Consider the following 16,800-nt stretch of genomic DNA (forward strand, 5'->3'; position numbering starts at 1 on the left):
GGAGCCACCCGGGATGTTATGACACACCCCGGGTGGCGGTGGGCTTACAAAAATTAGATACGACGACGCTTTTGAGGGCGGCAGCCGTTGTGAGGCACCGGTGTCACGTCCGAGATGGAAGTGATACGGATACCCAGGGCACCCAGGGCGCGCACCGAGGATTCACGGCCAGGACCGGGACCCTTGATTTCGACGTCCAGGTTCTTGATGCCCTGTTCGATAGCAGCACGACCAGCCACTTCGGAAGCAACCTGAGCGGCGAAAGGTGTCGACTTGCGCGAACCCTTGAAGCCCTGGCCACCCGACGAAGCCCACGACAGAGCGTTGCCCTGACGGTCGGTGATGGTGATGATCGTGTTGTTGAACGAAGCGTGCACATGCGCGATACCGTCGGAAATGTTCTTGCGAACTTTCTTGCGAACGCGTGCTGCAGCGTTGTTTTGTGCCTTAGCCATAGTGATCTCTCAATCCCTTATTTCTTCAGTGCAGCTGCACCCTTGCGCGGACCCTTGCGAGTGCGGGCATTGGTACGCGTACGTTGACCGCGCATAGGCAGACCACGACGGTGACGGAAGCCGCGGTAGCAACCGATGTCCATCAAACGCTTGATGTTCATCGTGGTTTCGCGACGCAGGTCACCTTCCAGAGTCATGCCAGCCAACTGGTCACGGATCTTTTCCAGATCAGCGTCCGTCAACTCCTTGATCTTCTTGGAGTACTCGATGCCGCAAGCTTCGCAGATCTTGCGAGCAGTCGTACGACCGATGCCGTAAATGGCGGTCAGGCCGATTTCAGCATGCTTGTGGGGCGGGATGTTAATACCAGCAATACGTGCCATATTAGTCCTCTAATACTTTCAATCAGCCCTGGCGCTGCTTATGACGCTGGTCTGTGCAGATCACGCGCACCACACCCTTGCGGCGGATGATCTTGCAGTTGCGGCAGATTTTCTTGACCGAAGCCGAAACTCTCATTTCATTCTCCTAAAACTTTGCATCCGTTCCACTCTTTCCACCTGGACACTGCCTGTGACCGTGAAAGAGCGCAGAGCACTCATACTTGCCTGTTGTTGGATTCCTCCCGGCGGGGGCCGGGGGGATGGCCTTCATATCTCAGTGACCTGATGCCTTGAAGTTGGCCTTCTTCAGAAGGGACTCATACTGCTGCGACATCATGTAGTTTTGCACTTGCGCCATGAAGTCCATGGTCACCACCACAATAATCAGCAGCGATGTACCACCGAAGTAGAACGGAACGTTGTACTTCAGGATCAAGAACTCGGGCAACAGACACACAAACGTGATGTAGACGGCGCCAGCCAATGTCAGACGCACCAGAATTTTGTCAATGTAGCGTGCTGTCTGGTCGCCGGGACGAATGCCAGGGATGAAAGCACCACTCTTCTTCAGATTATCAGCGGTCTCGCGGCTATTAAACACAAGTGCCGTATAGAAGAAGCAGAAGAAAATGATGGCGGCTGCGTAGAGCATCACATAAATCGGCTGACCAGGGGTCAACGTCGATGCAATGTCCTTCAACCAGCGCATGGATTCCCCTGCACTGAACCAATTCACCACGGTTGCTGGCAGCAAGATGATCGAGGAAGCGAAGATGGGAGGAATGACCCCGGCCATGTTCAACTTCAGTGGCAAGTGCGAAGACTGACCACCGTACACCTTGTTGCCGACTTGGCGGCGTGCGTAATTCACCAGGATCTTGCGCTGACCGCGCTCGACAAACACGACGAAGTACGTCACGGCTGCCACTACGAGGACAATGAAGATCGCGGCCAGGATGCTCATGGCACCAGTGCGCACCAGCTCCAACAGACCACCGATCGAGCTGGGCAAGCCTGCGGCAATACCAGCAAAAATCAGGATCGAGATGCCGTTGCCCAGACCACGTTCCGTGATCTGTTCACCGAGCCACATCAGGAACAGGGTGCCGGCAGTCAGGCTGACCACCGCCGTGAGGCGGAAGCCAAAGCCTGGATCCAGCACCAGACCTGGAGAGCTTTCCAGAGCCACAGCAATACCCAACGACTGAAAAATTGCCAGAGCCAAAGTGCCATAGCGGGTGTACTGGGTAATCTTGCGACGACCCGCTTCACCTTCTTTTTTCAGCTGCTCAAATGTGGGGACGACATAGGTCATCAGCTGCATGATGATCGATGCCGAGATGTACGGCATGATCCCCAGTGCGAACACTGTGAAGCGCGAGAGCGCTCCACCCGAGAACATGTTGAACAGGTTGAGAATGCCCTGCTGGCCATTGAACAGCTGCTGCAGCTGCGCTGGATCGATGCCCGGCACGGGGATATGTGCCCCGATGCGGTACACGACCAGCGCAAGCAGCAGAAAAACCAGTCGACGACGCAAGTCGCCAAACTTGCCGGTTTTTGCAATTTGAGCTGCGCTAGTAGCCACGGATGTCTCTTTCAGAACTTAATCAGGCGATGCTGCCACCAGCAGCTTCGATGGCGGCCTTGGCGCCAGCTGTAGCGGCAACGCCGTTCAGCTTGACAGCCTTGGACAGCTCACCGCTCTTGATGACCTTCACCACTTGGGCGTTGGCGGCCACCAGACCAGCTTGCTTCAGAACCGCGACGTCGACTTCCGCCAGACCCAGTTGCTCCAGAGCAGTCAGTGTCACTTCGGCGTTGAACTTCAGTGTCATCGACTTGAAGCCACGCTTGGGCAAACGGCGCTGCAAAGGCATCTGACCGCCTTCGAAGCCCACCTTGTGGTAGCCACCCGAACGCGACTTCTGACCCTTGTGACCACGACCGGCGGTCTTACCCAGACCGGAACCGATACCGCGGCCCACGCGACGCTTGGCGTGCTTGGCGCCTTCTGCAGGCTTGATGCTATTGAGTTCCATCATCAATCCTTTCAGAGAACCTTCACCAAGTAGGCGATCTTGTTAATCATGCCGCGCACGGCAGGGGTGTCCTGCAGTTCGCTGACGCTGTTCAGCTTGCGCAGACCCAGGCCACGCACGGTAGCGCGGTGGTCTTCCTTGGTACCGATGGGGCTACGGACCAGCTGAACCTTGATGGTTTGTTGTGTAGACATGTGCTGACTCCGATCAGACGAACAGGTCTTCGACCGACTTGCCACGCTTAGCTGCCACTTCCGAAGGGGTTGTGGAGTTCTTCAGCGCGTCAAAAGTGGCGCGAACCATGTTGTAGGGGTTCGAAGAACCATGGCTCTTGGCCACGATGTCGGTGATACCGACCACTTCGAACACAGCGCGCATAGGGCCGCCAGCGATGATGCCGGTACCCTTGGGGGCAGGGTGCAGTTCCACACGAGCCGCGCCATGGTGACCCACCACGGAGTGGTGGATGGTGCCGCTCTTGAGCGACACCTTCATCATGTTGCGACGGGACTCTTCCATGCCCTTTTGCACAGCTGCAGGCACTTCCTTGGACTTGCCCTTACCCATGCCAACGCGGCCATCACCGTCGCCAACCACGGTCAGTGCAGCGAAGCCGAGGATACGACCGCCCTTCACAACCTTGGTGACGCGGTTCACCGCGATCATTTTTTCGCGCAGACCGTCGTCACGACCTTCGTCTTGCACCTTGGGGGAAAACTTTGCCATTTTTGTCCGCTCCGCTTAGAACTGCAGGCCCGCTTCACGGGCGGCTTCTGCCAAAGCCTTCACGCGGCCGTGGTATGCGAAACCAGCGCGATCGAAAGCCACTTTCTCAACGCCGGCAGCCTTAGCACGCTCGGCAATCAGCTTGCCGATTTGTGTGGCGGCAGCCACGTTGCCACCCTTGCCAGCGGCGCCCAGTTGTGCGCGCACGGAGGCTTCGGCAGTCGAAGCTGTGGCCAACACCTTGGTGCCGTCTTCGGAGAAGACGCTGGCGTAGATGTGGAGGTTCGTGCGGTTCACGCTCAGACGCGCCACGCCTTGCTGTGCAATGCGGATACGTGTTTGGCGTGCACGACGCAGACGCTGCTCTTTCTTGGTCAACATATTGCAGCTCCTTACTTCTTCTTGGTCTCTTTGATCACGACCTTCTCATCCGCATAACGGATGCCCTTGCCCTTGTAAGGCTCGGGAGGACGAACGGCGCGGATCTCAGCAGCCAGCTGACCCACCGCCTGGCGGTCAGCACCCTTGACCACCACTTCCGTGGGGGTAGGGGTAGTGATAGTGATGCCGGCAGGCATTTCGAAGTTCACTGGGTGCGAGTAACCCACAGCCAGGTTCAGCTTGGTGCCCTGCACGGCGGCCTTGTAGCCCACACCGATCAGAGTCAGCTTCTTTTCGAAGCCTTCGGTCACGCCCTTGACCATGTTGTTGACCAGCTGGCGGAAAGTACCGGCCAGTGCGTCAGCATCACGGGAGTCGTTGGCGGGAACGAAAGACAGCTTGCCTTCGTTGTTGCTGATCACCACTTGGGGGTTCAGTGCCAGGGACAGCTCGCCGCCCTTGCCCTTGACCTTGATGGTCTCAGCAGTCATCGACACATCCACGCCTGCGGGGATGGTCACGTTTGCTTTTGCTACGCGAGACATTTCAGTATTTCTCCTTAATGTCCGTTAGGCCACATAGCACAGCACTTCGCCACCGACACCGGTAGCACGCGCCTTGCGATCGGTCATCACGCCCTTGGGGGTGGTGACGATGGCCACACCCAAGCCGTTCATGACTTGGGGAATTGCGTCACGGCCCTTGTACACGCGCAGGCCAGGACGGCTCACACGTTCGATACGCTCGATCACAGGGCGACCGGCGTAGTACTTCAGGGTAATAACGAGTTCAGACTTGCCGTCTTCGGTCTTGACTTCAAAACCGTCAACATAGCCCTCGTCCTTCAGCACTTGTGCGATGGCAACCTTCACCTTGGAGGAAGGAACCGACACGGTGGCCTTGGACACCATTTGGGCGTTGCGAATACGGGTCAGCAAGTCGGCGATAGGATCACTCATGCTCATCTTGTATCTCTCCTGCTTGCTTACCAGCTGGCCTTGGTGACACCGGGGATGTCGCCAGCGAAGGCCAGTTCACGGATCTTGGCGCGACCCAGACCGAATTGACGGAATGTGCCACGTGGACGACCGGTGATTTCGCAACGGTTACGTTGGCGAGTAGGGTTGGCGTTGCGGGGCAGCTTCTGCAGACCCAGACGGGCTGCATCACGCTCTTCGTCGGAACGCTTGGCGTCGCCGGCGATTGCCTTCAGTTCTGCGTACTTGGCAGCGTACTTAGCTGCCAGCTTTTCGCGCTTCAGTTCGCGCTCGATCAAAGCTTTCTTAGCCATGCGCCACCTCAGTTCTTGAAGGGGAATTTGAACGCTGCGAGCAGTGCCTTGCACTCGTCGTCAGTCTTCGCGGTCGTCGTGATGCTGATATTCAGACCACGCAGAGCATCCACTTTGTCGTATTCGATTTCAGGGAAGATAATCTGTTCTTTGACGCCAACGTTGTAGTTGCCGCGACCGTCGAACGAACGACCCGAGATACCGCGGAAGTCGCGCACGCGGGGCAGAGCCACGGTCACGAAACGGTCCAGGAATTCGTACATTTGAACGCCACGCAGGGTCACCATGCAGCCAATAGCTTGGCCTTCACGGATCTTGAAACCAGCGATAGCCTTCTTGGCCTTGGTCACCACGGGCTTTTGACCAGCAATCTTGGTCAGGTCAGCCACGGCGTTGTCCATCACCTTCTTGTCGGCCACGGCTTCGCTCACACCCATGTTCAGGGTGATCTTGGTCAGACGGGGCACTTCCATGGAAGAGGTGTAACCGAACTTTTCCTTCAGTTCGGCCGCGATTTTTTCGCGATAGAGTTTTTGCAAACGTGCCATGTGTTACTCCTTAGGCGGCGATTTCAGCGCCATTGGACTTGAACACGCGAACACGTGCGCCATCGGCGTTCACCTTGATGCCCACGCGATCGGCCTTGCCAGTCGCTGCATTGAAGATAGCCACGTTGGATTGGTGGATAGGCATGGCCTTTTCCACGATACCGCCGGTGGTGCCCTTCATGGGGTTTGGCTTGACGTGCTTCTTGACCAGGTTCACGCCTTCGATCAACAGATGCGAATCGTCAACGCGCTGAGTCACCACGCCTTGCTTACCCTTGTCACGGCCGGTCAGCACGATGACTTTGTCGCCCTTGCGAATCTTGTTCATGGTGCTTCCTTAGAGAACTTCAGGTGCCAGGGACACGATCTTCATGAACTTTTCGGTACGCAGTTCACGGGTCACGGGGCCAAAAATACGAGTGCCGATAGGCTCCAGCTTGGCGTTCAGCAGAACGGCAGCGTTGCCATCGAACTTCACCAAAGAACCGTCGCCACGGCGGATGCCCTTGGCAGTACGGACGACCACAGCACTGTAGACCTCGCCTTTTTTGACGCGGCCACGGGGAGCGGCTTCTTTGATGCTCACTTTGATGATGTCGCCAACACTTGCGTAACGACGATGAGAACCGCCCAGCACCTTAATGCACTGAACAGACTTCGCGCCCGTGTTATCGGCAACCTCTAACCGAGATTCTGTTTGGATCATTTCAATATTCCCAACTTGCTCCAGCAGACCCGGACAGCCCCAGAGAACTTCTCAAGGGCCGAACGAGCAGCCGGTCAGTCTTGGGCCCGTCGTCCACCTTCTGGACCATTCCAAAAGGCTTCCCGCTGGGCAGAACTTTCACGCTTTTACACGTGAAGCAAAGGAGTATCGCAGAAAAATCCTTGCGTGTCAACTGCTTAGCACGCAAAAACCAGCTGGCCTGCGGGGCAGACGGCTTGCCACGCAGCAGTTATAAAAAACATAGCTGCCTGCGCTTATCCAGCGGCAGTTTCAAAGTACTTTAAAGACAGAACCAGCCATAAAAAAGCGCCGACCGCTCCTGATTCGGAAGCAGTAGGCGCCACAGCTCGGCAATCGGGAGGGTGGGAGGTCAGGCCGCCAGGCGGTACTGCTGGCACAAGGCCAGGAAGTCGGCCAGCTTGACGTCAACGCCGGGCAGCTCCTGCTGCAGGATCTCGGCCACGCGTCGCGCCACCTGGGCAGCCAGGCGGGCGTCCAGGAACAGCAGACGGCTGCGGCGGGCCAGCACGTCCTCAACGGTGCGCGCGTACTCGTAGCGCGCCGCGAAGCGCACCATGGCCTCGCTCAGGCCTTCGGCCAGGCGCTGGTCGGCGCCGGGCAGGCTGTGCACGGCGGCGGCTTCGGTGCCGTAGATGTGCTCCCCCTGGGCGGCGTTCATGCGGTGCTTGACCTGCTCGGGCTTGGGGGCGCCGACCAGCGGCAGCTTGACGGTCACACCGCCAGCGCGGCCCGGCAGGAGCTTTTGCTCGAAGCATTCCTGCAGCACGTCCTCGGCCATGGCGCGGTAGGTGGTCCATTTGCCGCCGGTCACGGTCACCAGACCGGACTTGCTGGTCATCACCGTGTGTTCGCGGCTGATCTTCTTGGTGTTCTCGCCATCGTCGTCCTGGGGCTTGACCAGGGGACGCATGCCCACCCAGATGCTGCGCACATCGGCGCGCGAAGGACGGCGGCACAGGTAGTTGCCGGCCTCCTTGAGGATGAATTCAATCTCTTCTTCGAAGGCCTGGGGCTCGCGCGCCAGGTCGTGGCGCGGCGTGTCGGTGGTGCCCAGGATGACCTTGCCCAGCCAGGGCACGGCAAACAGCACGCGGCCGTCGGCGGTCTTGGGCACCAGCAGGGCATGGTCGGAGGGCAGGAATTCGCGGTCCACGACCACGTGCACGCCCTGGCTGGGCGCGACCATGGGCTTGACGGGCTTGCCCAGCAGCTCGGCATCCTGCTGGCGCAGCGCATCCACCCAAGGGCCGGTGGCATTGACCACGCACTTGGCGCGCACGGTGTAGCGACTGCCGGTCTCGGCGTCCTCGCAGACCGCACCCACCACCTTGCCGCCCTCGTGCAGCAGTTCCTTGGCGGGGCAGTAGTTCACCAGCAGCGCACCCTTGGCTGCGGCCGTGCGGGCCAGCGCCAGCGCCAGGCGCGCATCGTCGAACTGGCCATCCCAGTACTTCACCCCACCCTTGAGGTGGTCGGTGCGCACCGTGGGCAGCAGGCGCAGGGTCTTGTCCTTGCTGAGGAATTCGGTGCGGCCCAGGCCATCCTTGCCGGCCAGCGCGTCGTACATCTTCAGGCCGGCGCCGTAGAACGGCGTATCCAGCAGGCGGTAGGACGGCATCACGAACGGCAGCGGCTGGGCCAGGTGCGGTGCGTTGTTCAGCAGGGTGCTGCGCTCGTGCAGGGCTTCGCGCACCAGGGACACATTGCCCTGGGCCAGGTAGCGCACGCCGCCGTGCACCAGCTTGGTGGCGCGCGAGGAGGTGCCTTTGGCGAAGTCGTGCGACTCCACCAGCGCCACCTTGAAGCCGCGGGCCGCCGCATCCACGGCCGTGCCCAGGCCCGTGGCTCCACCGCCGATAATCAGCAGATCGTAGGTTTCCGGTTGGGCCAAGCGGGCCAATAATTCGGCACGATCGGTGGTCAGGGGCGTGGTGGCAATCGTCATGGCGCTTCAGGACTGAGCAGGTGTCTGAGGGTAATCAATCAGCAGGAACGGGGGCGTCAGTGCATGCCGATCCTGCGCGCCGCCCCGGCGGGTCCAGCGCATAGCACATATTGTCATGCTTTTTGCTCGTTTGTGATTGGTTTCTTTCGATTTTCATTATTTTGCTTTCGGTTTTAGGATACTCCAGCCCCAAGCATGAACCCCACAGCAACGTGATCAGCAACAACAACCCCCGCCAGCTGCAATTGCTGGAAGAAGTGCGCAACCAGCAATCGGCCACCGTGGAACAGCTGGCCGAGACCCTGGGCGTGACCTTGCAAACCGTGCGCCGCGATGTGCAGAAACTGGCCGGCGCCGGCCTGCTGGTGCGCTTTCACGGCGGTGTGCGCGTGCCCAGCGCCACCGTGGAGAACCTGGCCCACACGCGGCGCGAAACACTGCACGCCGACGGCAAGGCGCGCATTGCCAAGGCCGTGGCCGAGGCGATTCCCAACGGCTGCTCGCTGATCCTGAACATCGGCACCACCACCGAGGCCGTGGCCAAGGCCCTGCTGCATCACCGTGGCCTGCGCGTGATCACCAACAACCTGAACGTCGCCGCCATCCTGAGCAGCAACGCCGAGTGCGAAGTCATCGTCGCCGGTGGCGTGGTGCGCACGCGCGACCGCGGCATCATCGGCGAGGCGGCCGTGGACTTCATGCGCCAGTTCAAGGTGGACATTGCCCTGATCGGCATCTCCGCCATCGAGGCCGACGGCACGCTGCGCGACTACGACCTGCGCGAGGTGAAGGTGGCGCAAACCATCATCCAGCAGTCGCGCGAAGTCTGGCTGGCCGCCGACCACAGCAAATTCCACCGCCAGGCCATGGTGGAGCTGGCCAGCCTGCGCCAGATCGACCGCCTGTTCACCGACGCACCGCCGCCCAGCCCCTTCGACCGCCTGCTGGCCGACGCCGAGGTGCAGTGCGTGGTGGCGCAATGAGCGCCACCTGCACCCTGCGCGCGGCCCAGCCGGGCGATGCCCCGGCGCTGGCCACCCTGCTGCAGGGCATTGGCTGGTTCGACCGCTTTGCCACCGGCCATCCCGACGCGCACGCGGCCCAGCTGGCGCCCCTGCTGCCCCCCAGCGCACACCAGCTGCAACTGGTGGCCTGTGACGCCCGGGGCCAGCTGATCGGCTACTGCGCCGTGCACTGGCTGCCCATCGCCATCCTGCAAGGCTGGGAGGGCTATGTGAGCGAACTTTTCATCGCTGACAGCGCCCGGGGATCGGGCGTTGGCAGCCAATTGCTGGACCAGGTCACCGCTGCGGCACGCAGCCGTGGCTGCCGCCGCCTGTGGCTGGTCAACAACCGCCAGCGCGACTCGTACCGCCGGGGCTTTTACGCCCGACAGGGCTGGCAGGAGCAGGCCCAGGCCGCCCGCTTTGTCCTCGACCTCTGATTTGCACCACCGCCCATGACCACCTACCTGCTCGCCTTGGACCAAGGCACCTCCAGCTCCCGCGCCATCGTGTTCGACACGCAGGGCCGCATCGTCGCCTCCGCCCAGCAGGAGCTGCCCCAGATCTACCCCCGCCCCGGCTGGGTGGAGCACGACCCGCGCGAGATCTGGCGCACGCAGCTGGGCACGGCGCGCGACGCCCTGGCCAAGGCCGGACTGAAGGCCAGCGACATCCGCTCGGTCGGCATCACCAACCAGCGCGAAACCACCATCGTCTGGAACCGCAAGACGGGCCAGCCCATCCACCACGGCATCGTCTGGCAGGACCGCCGTGCCGAGCCCACCTGCCAGCAACTGCGCGAAGCCGGCCACAGCGATGCCATCCTGCAGAAAACCGGCCTGCGCATCGATGCCTACTTCTCGGGCACCAAGCTGCAGTGGCTGCTGGACCACGTACCCGGCGCGCGCGACGCCGCCGAGCGCGGTGAGCTGGCCTTCGGCACTGTGGACAGCTGGCTGATCTGGCAACTCACTGGCGGCCAGCGCCACGTCACCGACGTCAGCAACGCCAGCCGCACCATGCTGTTCAACGTGCACACCAACCAGTGGGATGCCGACCTGCTGGCCTTGCTACACATCCCTGCCAGCCTGATGCCCGAGGTCCTGCCTTCGGCCGCCGACTTTGGCCGCACGGCCGAAGACGTGCTGGGCGGCCCCATCCCCATCGGCGGCGTGGCCGGCGACCAGCAAAGCGCCCTCTTCGGCCAGGCCTGCTTCCAGGCGGGGATGGCCAAGAACACCTATGGCACGGGCTGCTTCATGCTGATGCACACGGGCGGCCAATTCCAGACCTCAGCCAACGGCCTGCTGACCACCAGCGCCGCACAACCCAGCGCCACGCCCCAGTTTGCGCTGGAGGGTAGCGTGTTCGTCGGCGGCGCCGTGGTGCAGTGGCTGCGCGATGGCCTGCAGGCGATTGAACACAGCGGCCAGGTGCAGCAACTGGCCGAAAGCGTGCCCGACAGCGGCGGCGTGATGCTGGTGCCGGCCTTCACCGGCCTGGGCGCACCCTACTGGGAGCCCGATGCGCGGGGCTCCATCACTGGCCTGACGCGCGGCACCACCCTGGCTCACATCGCCCGCGCCGCGCTGGAGTCCATCGCCTACCAAAGCGCCGCCCTGCTGCTGGCCATGAGCCGCGATGCGGTGGCCAACGGCGGCGCGGCCGTGAGCGAGCTGCGCGTGGACGGCGGCGCTTGTGTGAACAACCTGCTGATGCAGTTCCAGGCCGACCTGCTGGGCATTCCTGTGGTGCGCCCGGCCTGCGTGGAGACCACCGCCTTGGGCGCGGCCTACCTGGCCGGCTTGTCCAGCGGCGTCTACCAGAGCACGGAAGAACTGTCCTCGCTGTGGAAGGCCGAGCGCCGCTTCGTGCCCACCATGGACAAGTCCCGCGCCGACGAGCTGATGGCGCGCTGGGAACGCGCGGTGCGCCAGACCGTTGCCGCATAAACATAGCAACCTGCGCTCGTCGGATCATGGCTACAGGCCTAAAAGACTCCAACATGGCGCCCGGGCATTTTGGGTGCGACGCGTGCGCCCTTCAGGCTTCGGGCGCGTCTGCCAGCAACCCCTGGTACAGCAGCGCCCCCAGGACCGCACCGGCCATCGGCGCCAGCCAGAACAGCCACAGCTGCTCCAGCGCGATCGCGGGACCGAACAGCGCCGGCCCGGTGCTGCGCGCCGGATTGACCGAGGTGTTGGTCACCGGGATGGAGATCAGGTGGATCAGCGTCAGGCACAGGCCGATCGCCAGCCCGCCGAAACCCGCAGCCGCCTTCGGCGCCGTGGCCCCCCAGGATCACCACCAGGAACACTGCGGTCAGCACCACCTCCACCACCAGCGCCGCCGTCATCGAGTAGCGGCCCGGCGAGTGCGCCCCGAAACCATTCGTGGCCAGGTCGCCCACCAAGGCCCCGGCCTGGCCGCTGGCCACCACGTACAGCAGGGCCGCCGCCGCGATGGCCCCCAGCACCTGGGCCAGTATGTAGCCCGGCAGCTGCGCCGCCGGAAAGCGCCCGGCCACGGCCAGCCCCACCGACACCGCCGGGTTGAAATGCCCGCCGGAGATGGGCCCCAGCGCGTACGCCCCGGTCACCACGGTCAGCCCGAAGGCCAGCGACACGCCCAGCAGGCCAATGCCCACCTGCGGAAAGGCGGCCGCCAGCACCGCGCTGCCACAGCCACCGAAGGTGAGCCAGAACGTGCCCACCAGCTCTGCCGACCACTTCTGTAGATTCGACGCCATGCGACACCTCCGTGCGGTGCGGCGCCATCCCGGAGGCGCCATGGCACGGTTTATAGTTCCGGCACGGCGCCGCAGCGCCTCCTTTTTTCTGATTTCCGTGTCCTACCATGACTACCCACTCCACGCAGCTTGAGCGTTCCCCCGTGATTGCCTTCATCGGCGGCGGCAACATGGCCAGCGCCATCATTGGCGGCCTGATCGCCAGCGGCCTGCCGGCGGCAAATATCCGTGTGGTCGAACCCTTCGAGGCCGCGCGTGACACGCTGCAAGCCAAGTTCGGCATCGACGCCCTGCCCGCCGCCAGCGCGGCCCTGGACGCGGCCGACCTGGTGGTCTGGGCCGTCAAGCCCCAGACCTTCAAGGACGCCGCCAGCGCCGCCGCCCCCCACACCGCCCAGGCCCTGCACCTGAGCGTGGCGGCCGGCATCACCACCGACAGCATCGCGCAGTGGCTGGGCACGGGCCGCATCGTGCGCGCCATGCCCAACACCCCGGCCCTGGTCGGCAAGGGTATGACCGGCCTGTTCGCCCGCCCCGAGGTGGACGCCGGCGGCCAGGCCCTGATCGAGCGCGTGATCGGCACCACCGGCCAGCTGGCGTGGGTGGATGGCGAAGCCAAGCTGGACGCCGTGACGGCCCTGTCCGGCTCCGGCCCGGCCTATGTGTTCCTGCTGCTGGAAGCCATGACCCAGGCCGGCGTGGACATGGGACTGACCGCCGAGCAGGCCTACCAGATGGCCGTGGCCACCTTCCAGGGGGCGTCGGAACTGGCAGCCCGCTCCGACGAGCCCGCCAGCGTGCTGCGCGAGCGCGTGACCAGCAAGGGCGGCACCACCTACGCCGCCATCACCCACATGCAGCAGGCCGGCTTGCCGCAGACCTTCATTGCAGCCCTGCGCAAGGCCGAAGCCCGCGCCCAGGAACTGGCGCAGGAGTTCGGCCGGTAACGCGGCGCCGTACTTTCATTAAAAATCCCCGCCAGCATGCTGCTGCGGGGATTTTTTACGCAATCGGCCAGGAGCCTTCACGCCCCGGCACGCTGCTGCGCTCGATAGGCCAAAGCTTCACCACTCGGCCTATGCTGCTCCACAGCAGGCATGGCAAGCCTGACGCCATTCCATTGCACGTACTCTGAATCCAGCAAACTTTCGTGCAACCGAACGACATAGCTACTGGGGTCCACACACACCAAACCAAGATCAAACAGCTTGTGCAAATCTGCTCGCAAAAGCAAGCCGTTGCTGACCGCGTTCGTGTGCGGACCTCGATAAGAAACGATATGCGCAGCCTCTAGCAATGCAGCGACCCGACATCGGCTGATCGCACACTGCCCCTTATACGCGGCCATCAGACTTGCTCGAAATGCGGGCTGGCCTTGCCTACGCACAATCAGAGCCATCTCTCTGCGGCGTGCATCTTCATGCAGCGCCCAGCCATGCTCAGACTCCACGTCATGCTGCGCCTGATACAGCGCATCGCTCGTTGATGGGTGCTCGACCAACTGCGGGCGCAGCTTGCCTTGTGCGTCAGGTGCCAGCGCCCAAATGCCATGCTGGTTGCGGTCATACAGCGTGAATAGGGTCTCGCCATCATCACGTTTGAAGCAAAAGATTTGGTCATGCAGGTGACCTTCATCTGACCGCCTAGCGATCTGATTGCCGCCAAAGTTGCTTCGAGCAAACGAATTCACAGCCAAAGTGGACAGATCCGGCGCCACATTTTTCGGATTAAAGTTTGGCAGGACACGCAGCACCTCTGCCGTAATTGCATGGCGTGTTGCGACACCGCCCAAACTCACCAAGGCATCCAGAACGATTTGCACCGTACTTTTGCTGCCATCACCATATTTGTACCGTTGGGCTTTGTACTGCGTGACCATGTCGTGATGCTCCTGGGCTGCCTCATCCGTCGCGCCATCGTTTCGCATACCGCACCAGATCATCAAGCGCCCCACACCATGGAGCGCATGGAAATGGCGGCCATCTGGAAGTCGGCGTTGAAGAACTGGGCCACTTCGCCCGGGTGCACGGCCCCGGCCGCATACAGCAGCGGCAGGTAGTGGTCGTAGGTCGGGTGGGCCATCTGCGCCACCGTGCCCAGCTGCTGGAAGTCGCCCAGCCGCGCCAGATCCCCCCGCTCCACCAGCCCGGTCACCATCTGGTCGAACTCGATCGCCCAGTCATAGGCCTGCAGGGGCGACTGCGTGCGCTGCAGTGCGCGCAGGTTGTGCACCACATTGCCGCTGCCCACGATCAGCACGCCGCGCTCCCGCAGGGCCTGCAGCTGCTGCCCCAGGGCGAAATGCTCGGCCGACGGGCGGCGGTAGTCGATGCTCAGCTGCACCACGGGGATGTCGGCGGCCGGGAACATGGGCTTGAGCACGCTCCAGGTGCCGTGGTCCAGGCCCCAGCCGTCCGCATCCACCCCCAGCGCCTGCTGGCTGTGCGGCATGTGCAGCTGGCTGGCCAACTGCTGCGCCACCACCGGTGCGCCCGGCGCAGGGTATTGCTGGGCAAACAGCGCGTCGGGAAAGCCGCCAAAGTCATGGATGGTCCGGGGCTGGGCCATGCCCGTCAGCCAGCTGCCCTGGCCCTGCGTGATCCAGTGGGCGGAGATGCACAGCACCAGCTGCGGGCGCTCGGCCCGGGCCAGCAACTGCTGGCCCAGTTGCTGCCAGCTGCGGCGGTAGGCGTTGTCCTCGATCGCATTCATGGGGCTGCCGTGGCCGACGAACAGCACCGGCATGCGTGCCGAGGGCCGCAGCGCGGTGATGCCGGCCTGCGCCGCGGCGCCCTCCAGCGTGTGGCTCATGCTCATAGGGACTCCTGTGGCGGCCAGTGCCGCCGCGCCTGCGGCCACGCCCAGCCAATGTCTGCGTTGCATCTTCCCACTTTCTGCGCGATGCCCGCGGGCTGCGGGCATGAAAAAGTGGCGCCAGACCCCTCGCAAGCACTGGACAGACTGCGTGCCCCGGCACGGCCAAGTTCCGTCCGCAGCGGCCTAGCGCAGCGCGAAGCCCAGGGCAATGCCCGCAAACAGGCTCATGCCGATGTAATGGCTCTTGCTGAAGGCCAAAAAGCAGCCTTCGCGCGTGCGATCCTTGATCAGTGTGTAATGCCACAGCACCTGCGCCACGGCCACACCCAGGCCCAGCCAGAACGGCCAGCCCAGACCCTGGGGCAGCACCGCCCAGACGGTCAGGCCCAGGCACAGCACAAAAAAGCCCATGATGGCCGGCACGTCGCAGCGCCCCAGGGTGATGGCCGAGGTCTTCATGCCGATCTTCAGGTCGTCGTCGCGGTCCACCATGGCGTATTCGGTGTCGTAGGCCAGCACCAGGAACATGTTGGCCAGCCACAGGGTCCAGGCGGTCCAGCCCACCTCGCCCGTGACCGCCGCAAAGGCGATCACGATGCCGAAGTTGAAGGCAATGCCCAGGAAGGCCTGGGGCATGGCAAAGAAGCGCTTGGTGAAGGGGTAGAGGATGGTGAACAACACGGCGGGCACGGACCAAGCCACGGCCTCCCAGCGCGTGGTCAGCACCAGGGCGAAGGCCACCAGGGTCAGCACCAGGCCCACCAGCGCCGCCTCTTTGACGCTGATCTGGCCGCTGGTGATGGGGCGCTGGGTGGTGCGCTTCACATGCCGGTCGAAATCACGGTCGGCAATGTCGTTGATGGTGCAGCCCGCGCTGCGCATCAGCACCGTGCCGGCGACGAACACCAGCAGCAGGTGCCAGCCCGGGAAACCCTCGGCCGCCACCCACAGCGCGGCCAGCGTGGGCCAGACCAGCACCAGCCAGCCGGCCGGGCGGTTCCAGCGGATCAGGTCCAGGTACAGCGACAGTTTGGAGCGGGGTGCCACAGCGACACTGGGAGAAGCAGGACGGGTCATGGGCAAATTGTCGCGCCAAATGCACAACGCCCGCTGGCAGCGGGCGTTGTGGCGGGGCGCGGCGCACGGGCGCCGGCGCGTGGTGTCACTCTTCCAGCATCGAGCGCAGCATCCAGGCGGTCTGCTCGTGCACGGTCAGGCGCTGGGTCAGCAGGTCGGCCGTGGGTTCGTCGCTGGCCTTGTCGGCCAGAGGGAACAGGCTGCGTGCGGTGCGTGCCACGGCCTCATTGCCCTCGACCAGGATGCGGATCATGTCCTTGGCCTTGGGCGGCGTGGCGGGCACGTCCGCCAGGCTGGTCAGCTTGCCAAACTGGGCGTAGGAGCCGGGGGCGGGGTGGCCCAGCGAGCGGATGCGCTCGGCGATCGGGTCCACGGCGTTCCACAGCTCGGTGTACTGGTCCATGAACATGTTGTGCAGGGCATTGAACATGGGACCGGTCACGTTCCAGTGGAAGTTGTGTGTGGTCAGGTAGAGGGTGTAGGTGTCGGCCAGCAGGCGCGACAGGCCTTGCGCCATCGCTGCACGGTCTTCGTCACTGATCCCGATATTGATAGCAACACCAGCAGCCACAGAAGCCACAGAAGCCTTCACAGGCTGCTTCTTGTTGGTCTTGGTCGATTCTTTCGCCATGGT

General features: G+C 62.9%; 23 protein-coding genes and 1 pseudogene. 4 read left to right on the forward strand and 20 right to left on the reverse strand.

Annotated elements, in window-relative coordinates:
* Positions 1-53 precede the first annotated feature (53 nt).
* The 15 genes from rpsK to SJH88_RS04245 form a co-directional block, all read right to left on the reverse strand.
* Positions 54-455, reverse strand: coding sequence for a 30S ribosomal protein S11 (gene rpsK / locus SJH88_RS04175; protein WP_042417426.1), 402 nt, complete (start codon positions 453-455; stop codon positions 54-56).
* A gap of 17 nt (positions 456-472) precedes the next feature.
* Positions 473-838: a 30S ribosomal protein S13 gene (gene rpsM, locus SJH88_RS04180; RefSeq protein WP_042417430.1), complete on the reverse strand. Its 366-nt coding sequence runs from the start codon at positions 836-838 to the stop codon at positions 473-475.
* A 22-nt stretch (positions 839-860) separates the two neighbouring features.
* Positions 861-974, reverse strand: a complete 114-nt coding sequence (gene rpmJ, locus SJH88_RS04185; RefSeq protein WP_003050535.1) for a 50S ribosomal protein L36 — start codon at positions 972-974, stop codon at positions 861-863.
* Between the two features lie 138 nt (positions 975-1,112).
* A complete protein-coding gene (secY, locus tag SJH88_RS04190) occupies positions 1,113-2,426 on the reverse strand; it encodes a preprotein translocase subunit SecY (RefSeq protein WP_042417440.1) in 1,314 nt (437 codons plus the stop codon).
* 22 nt (positions 2,427-2,448) lie between these two features.
* Positions 2,449-2,880, reverse strand: coding sequence for a 50S ribosomal protein L15 (gene rplO / locus SJH88_RS04195; protein ID WP_042417579.1), 432 nt, complete (start codon positions 2,878-2,880; stop codon positions 2,449-2,451).
* Positions 2,881-2,891: 11 nt separating this feature from the next.
* Entirely contained in the window at positions 2,892-3,074 is a 183-nt protein-coding gene (gene rpmD / locus SJH88_RS04200; RefSeq protein WP_042417443.1) for a 50S ribosomal protein L30, read from the reverse strand.
* A 13-nt stretch (positions 3,075-3,087) separates the two neighbouring features.
* Positions 3,088-3,606 carry a 30S ribosomal protein S5 gene (gene rpsE, locus SJH88_RS04205; protein WP_042417446.1) on the reverse strand — a complete coding sequence of 173 codons (519 nt, stop codon included), beginning with the start codon at positions 3,604-3,606 and terminating at the stop codon, positions 3,088-3,090.
* A gap of 15 nt (positions 3,607-3,621) precedes the next feature.
* Positions 3,622-3,987, reverse strand: coding sequence for a 50S ribosomal protein L18 (rplR, locus tag SJH88_RS04210; RefSeq protein WP_042417449.1), 366 nt, complete (start codon positions 3,985-3,987; stop codon positions 3,622-3,624).
* Between the two features lie 11 nt (positions 3,988-3,998).
* Positions 3,999-4,532 (reverse strand): 50S ribosomal protein L6, encoded by a 534-nt coding sequence (rplF, locus tag SJH88_RS04215; RefSeq protein WP_042417452.1) that lies wholly within the window; start codon positions 4,530-4,532, stop codon positions 3,999-4,001.
* Positions 4,533-4,556: 24 nt separating this feature from the next.
* Positions 4,557-4,952: a 30S ribosomal protein S8 gene (gene rpsH, locus SJH88_RS04220; RefSeq protein ID WP_042417456.1), complete on the reverse strand. Its 396-nt coding sequence runs from the start codon at positions 4,950-4,952 to the stop codon at positions 4,557-4,559.
* Positions 4,953-4,972: 20 nt separating this feature from the next.
* On the reverse strand, positions 4,973-5,278 hold the full coding sequence (rpsN, locus tag SJH88_RS04225) for a 30S ribosomal protein S14 (protein WP_042417459.1): 306 nt from the start codon (positions 5,276-5,278) through the stop codon (positions 4,973-4,975).
* An 8-nt stretch (positions 5,279-5,286) separates the two neighbouring features.
* Positions 5,287-5,826: a 50S ribosomal protein L5 gene (rplE, locus tag SJH88_RS04230; protein WP_042417462.1), complete on the reverse strand. Its 540-nt coding sequence runs from the start codon at positions 5,824-5,826 to the stop codon at positions 5,287-5,289.
* Between the two features lie 10 nt (positions 5,827-5,836).
* Positions 5,837-6,154 (reverse strand): 50S ribosomal protein L24, encoded by a 318-nt coding sequence (rplX, locus tag SJH88_RS04235; RefSeq protein WP_042417467.1) that lies wholly within the window; start codon positions 6,152-6,154, stop codon positions 5,837-5,839.
* Positions 6,155-6,163: 9 nt separating this feature from the next.
* Positions 6,164-6,532: a 50S ribosomal protein L14 gene (gene rplN, locus SJH88_RS04240; RefSeq protein ID WP_042417471.1), complete on the reverse strand. Its 369-nt coding sequence runs from the start codon at positions 6,530-6,532 to the stop codon at positions 6,164-6,166.
* A gap of 391 nt (positions 6,533-6,923) precedes the next feature.
* A complete protein-coding gene (locus SJH88_RS04245) occupies positions 6,924-8,519 on the reverse strand; it encodes a glycerol-3-phosphate dehydrogenase/oxidase (protein WP_274753679.1) in 1,596 nt (531 codons plus the stop codon).
* A gap of 212 nt (positions 8,520-8,731) precedes the next feature.
* Between SJH88_RS04245 and SJH88_RS04250 the strand changes: the two genes are divergently transcribed.
* The 3 genes from SJH88_RS04250 to glpK are packed head-to-tail and all read left to right on the forward strand — an operon-like array spanning position 8,732 to position 11,475.
* Positions 8,732-9,502, forward strand: coding sequence for a DeoR/GlpR family DNA-binding transcription regulator (locus SJH88_RS04250; RefSeq protein WP_169741474.1), 771 nt, complete (start codon positions 8,732-8,734; stop codon positions 9,500-9,502).
* On the forward strand, positions 9,499-9,963 hold the full coding sequence (locus tag SJH88_RS04255) for a GNAT family N-acetyltransferase (protein ID WP_274753680.1): 465 nt from the start codon (positions 9,499-9,501) through the stop codon (positions 9,961-9,963). The genes SJH88_RS04250 and SJH88_RS04255 overlap by 4 nt, the downstream gene beginning before the upstream one ends.
* A gap of 15 nt (positions 9,964-9,978) precedes the next feature.
* Positions 9,979-11,475, forward strand: coding sequence for a glycerol kinase GlpK (gene glpK, locus SJH88_RS04260; protein ID WP_274753681.1), 1,497 nt, complete (start codon positions 9,979-9,981; stop codon positions 11,473-11,475).
* Between the two features lie 91 nt (positions 11,476-11,566).
* Here the strand turns inward: glpK and aqpZ are convergent.
* Positions 11,567-12,272 (reverse strand): annotated as a pseudogene (gene aqpZ / locus SJH88_RS04265) (aquaporin Z).
* A 107-nt stretch (positions 12,273-12,379) separates the two neighbouring features.
* Between aqpZ and proC the strand changes: the two are divergent.
* On the forward strand, positions 12,380-13,219 hold the full coding sequence (proC, locus tag SJH88_RS04270) for a pyrroline-5-carboxylate reductase (RefSeq protein ID WP_274753682.1): 840 nt from the start codon (positions 12,380-12,382) through the stop codon (positions 13,217-13,219).
* Positions 13,220-13,296: 77 nt separating this feature from the next.
* Here proC and SJH88_RS04275 read toward each other — a convergent pair whose 3' ends face one another.
* The 4 genes from SJH88_RS04275 to SJH88_RS04290 all read right to left on the reverse strand — a co-directional run bounded on the left by SJH88_RS04275 (position 13,297) and on the right by SJH88_RS04290 (position 16,797).
* Positions 13,297-14,151: an HNH endonuclease gene (locus SJH88_RS04275; protein ID WP_210929706.1), complete on the reverse strand. Its 855-nt coding sequence runs from the start codon at positions 14,149-14,151 to the stop codon at positions 13,297-13,299.
* A 62-nt stretch (positions 14,152-14,213) separates the two neighbouring features.
* Positions 14,214-15,083, reverse strand: coding sequence for a 4,5-DOPA-extradiol-dioxygenase (gene ygiD, locus SJH88_RS04280; protein ID WP_244983096.1), 870 nt, complete (start codon positions 15,081-15,083; stop codon positions 14,214-14,216).
* A 189-nt stretch (positions 15,084-15,272) separates the two neighbouring features.
* Positions 15,273-16,166: a 4-hydroxybenzoate octaprenyltransferase gene (gene ubiA / locus SJH88_RS04285; protein WP_274753683.1), complete on the reverse strand. Its 894-nt coding sequence runs from the start codon at positions 16,164-16,166 to the stop codon at positions 15,273-15,275.
* An 85-nt stretch (positions 16,167-16,251) separates the two neighbouring features.
* Positions 16,252-16,797 carry a Dps family protein gene (locus SJH88_RS04290; protein ID WP_274753684.1) on the reverse strand — a complete coding sequence of 182 codons (546 nt, stop codon included), beginning with the start codon at positions 16,795-16,797 and terminating at the stop codon, positions 16,252-16,254.
* Positions 16,798-16,800 lie beyond the last annotated feature (3 nt).

Origin of the sequence: Comamonas sp. GCA5 (assembly GCF_036541385.1) — a bacterium.
Lineage (GTDB): Bacteria > Pseudomonadota > Gammaproteobacteria > Burkholderiales > Burkholderiaceae_C > Comamonas > Comamonas aquatica.

Excerpts from the sequence above, each read along its gene's own strand:
- rpsK (WP_042417426.1), bottom strand. The coding sequence starts at position 455 with ATGGCTAAGGCACAAAACAACGCTGCAGCACGCGTTCGCAAGAAAGTT.
- rpsM (WP_042417430.1), bottom strand. The coding sequence starts at position 838 with ATGGCACGTATTGCTGGTATTAACATCCCGCCCCACAAGCATGCTGAA.
- rpmJ (WP_003050535.1), bottom strand. The coding sequence starts at position 974 with ATGAGAGTTTCGGCTTCGGTCAAGAAAATCTGCCGCAACTGCAAGATC.
- rplO (WP_042417579.1), bottom strand. The coding sequence starts at position 2,880 with ATGGAACTCAATAGCATCAAGCCTGCAGAAGGCGCCAAGCACGCCAAG.
- rpmD (WP_042417443.1), bottom strand. The coding sequence starts at position 3,074 with ATGTCTACACAACAAACCATCAAGGTTCAGCTGGTCCGTAGCCCCATC.
- rpsE (WP_042417446.1), bottom strand. The coding sequence starts at position 3,606 with ATGGCAAAGTTTTCCCCCAAGGTGCAAGACGAAGGTCGTGACGACGGT.
- rplR (WP_042417449.1), bottom strand. The coding sequence starts at position 3,987 with ATGTTGACCAAGAAAGAGCAGCGTCTGCGTCGTGCACGCCAAACACGT.
- rplF (WP_042417452.1), bottom strand. The coding sequence starts at position 4,532 with ATGTCTCGCGTAGCAAAAGCAAACGTGACCATCCCCGCAGGCGTGGAT.
- rpsH (WP_042417456.1), bottom strand. The coding sequence starts at position 4,952 with ATGAGCATGAGTGATCCTATCGCCGACTTGCTGACCCGTATTCGCAAC.
- rpsN (WP_042417459.1), bottom strand. The coding sequence starts at position 5,278 with ATGGCTAAGAAAGCTTTGATCGAGCGCGAACTGAAGCGCGAAAAGCTG.
- rplE (WP_042417462.1), bottom strand. The coding sequence starts at position 5,826 with ATGGCACGTTTGCAAAAACTCTATCGCGAAAAAATCGCGGCCGAACTG.
- rplX (WP_042417467.1), bottom strand. The coding sequence starts at position 6,154 with ATGAACAAGATTCGCAAGGGCGACAAAGTCATCGTGCTGACCGGCCGT.
- rplN (WP_042417471.1), bottom strand. The coding sequence starts at position 6,532 with ATGATCCAAACAGAATCTCGGTTAGAGGTTGCCGATAACACGGGCGCG.
- SJH88_RS04245 (WP_274753679.1), bottom strand. The coding sequence starts at position 8,519 with ATGACGATTGCCACCACGCCCCTGACCACCGATCGTGCCGAATTATTG.
- SJH88_RS04255 (WP_274753680.1), top strand. The coding sequence starts at position 9,499 with ATGAGCGCCACCTGCACCCTGCGCGCGGCCCAGCCGGGCGATGCCCCG.
- glpK (WP_274753681.1), top strand. The coding sequence starts at position 9,979 with ATGACCACCTACCTGCTCGCCTTGGACCAAGGCACCTCCAGCTCCCGC.
- proC (WP_274753682.1), top strand. The coding sequence starts at position 12,380 with ATGACTACCCACTCCACGCAGCTTGAGCGTTCCCCCGTGATTGCCTTC.
- SJH88_RS04275 (WP_210929706.1), bottom strand. The coding sequence starts at position 14,151 with ATGGTCACGCAGTACAAAGCCCAACGGTACAAATATGGTGATGGCAGC.
- ygiD (WP_244983096.1), bottom strand. The coding sequence starts at position 15,083 with ATGAGCCACACGCTGGAGGGCGCCGCGGCGCAGGCCGGCATCACCGCG.
- ubiA (WP_274753683.1), bottom strand. The coding sequence starts at position 16,166 with ATGACCCGTCCTGCTTCTCCCAGTGTCGCTGTGGCACCCCGCTCCAAA.
- SJH88_RS04290 (WP_274753684.1), bottom strand. The coding sequence starts at position 16,797 with ATGGCGAAAGAATCGACCAAGACCAACAAGAAGCAGCCTGTGAAGGCT.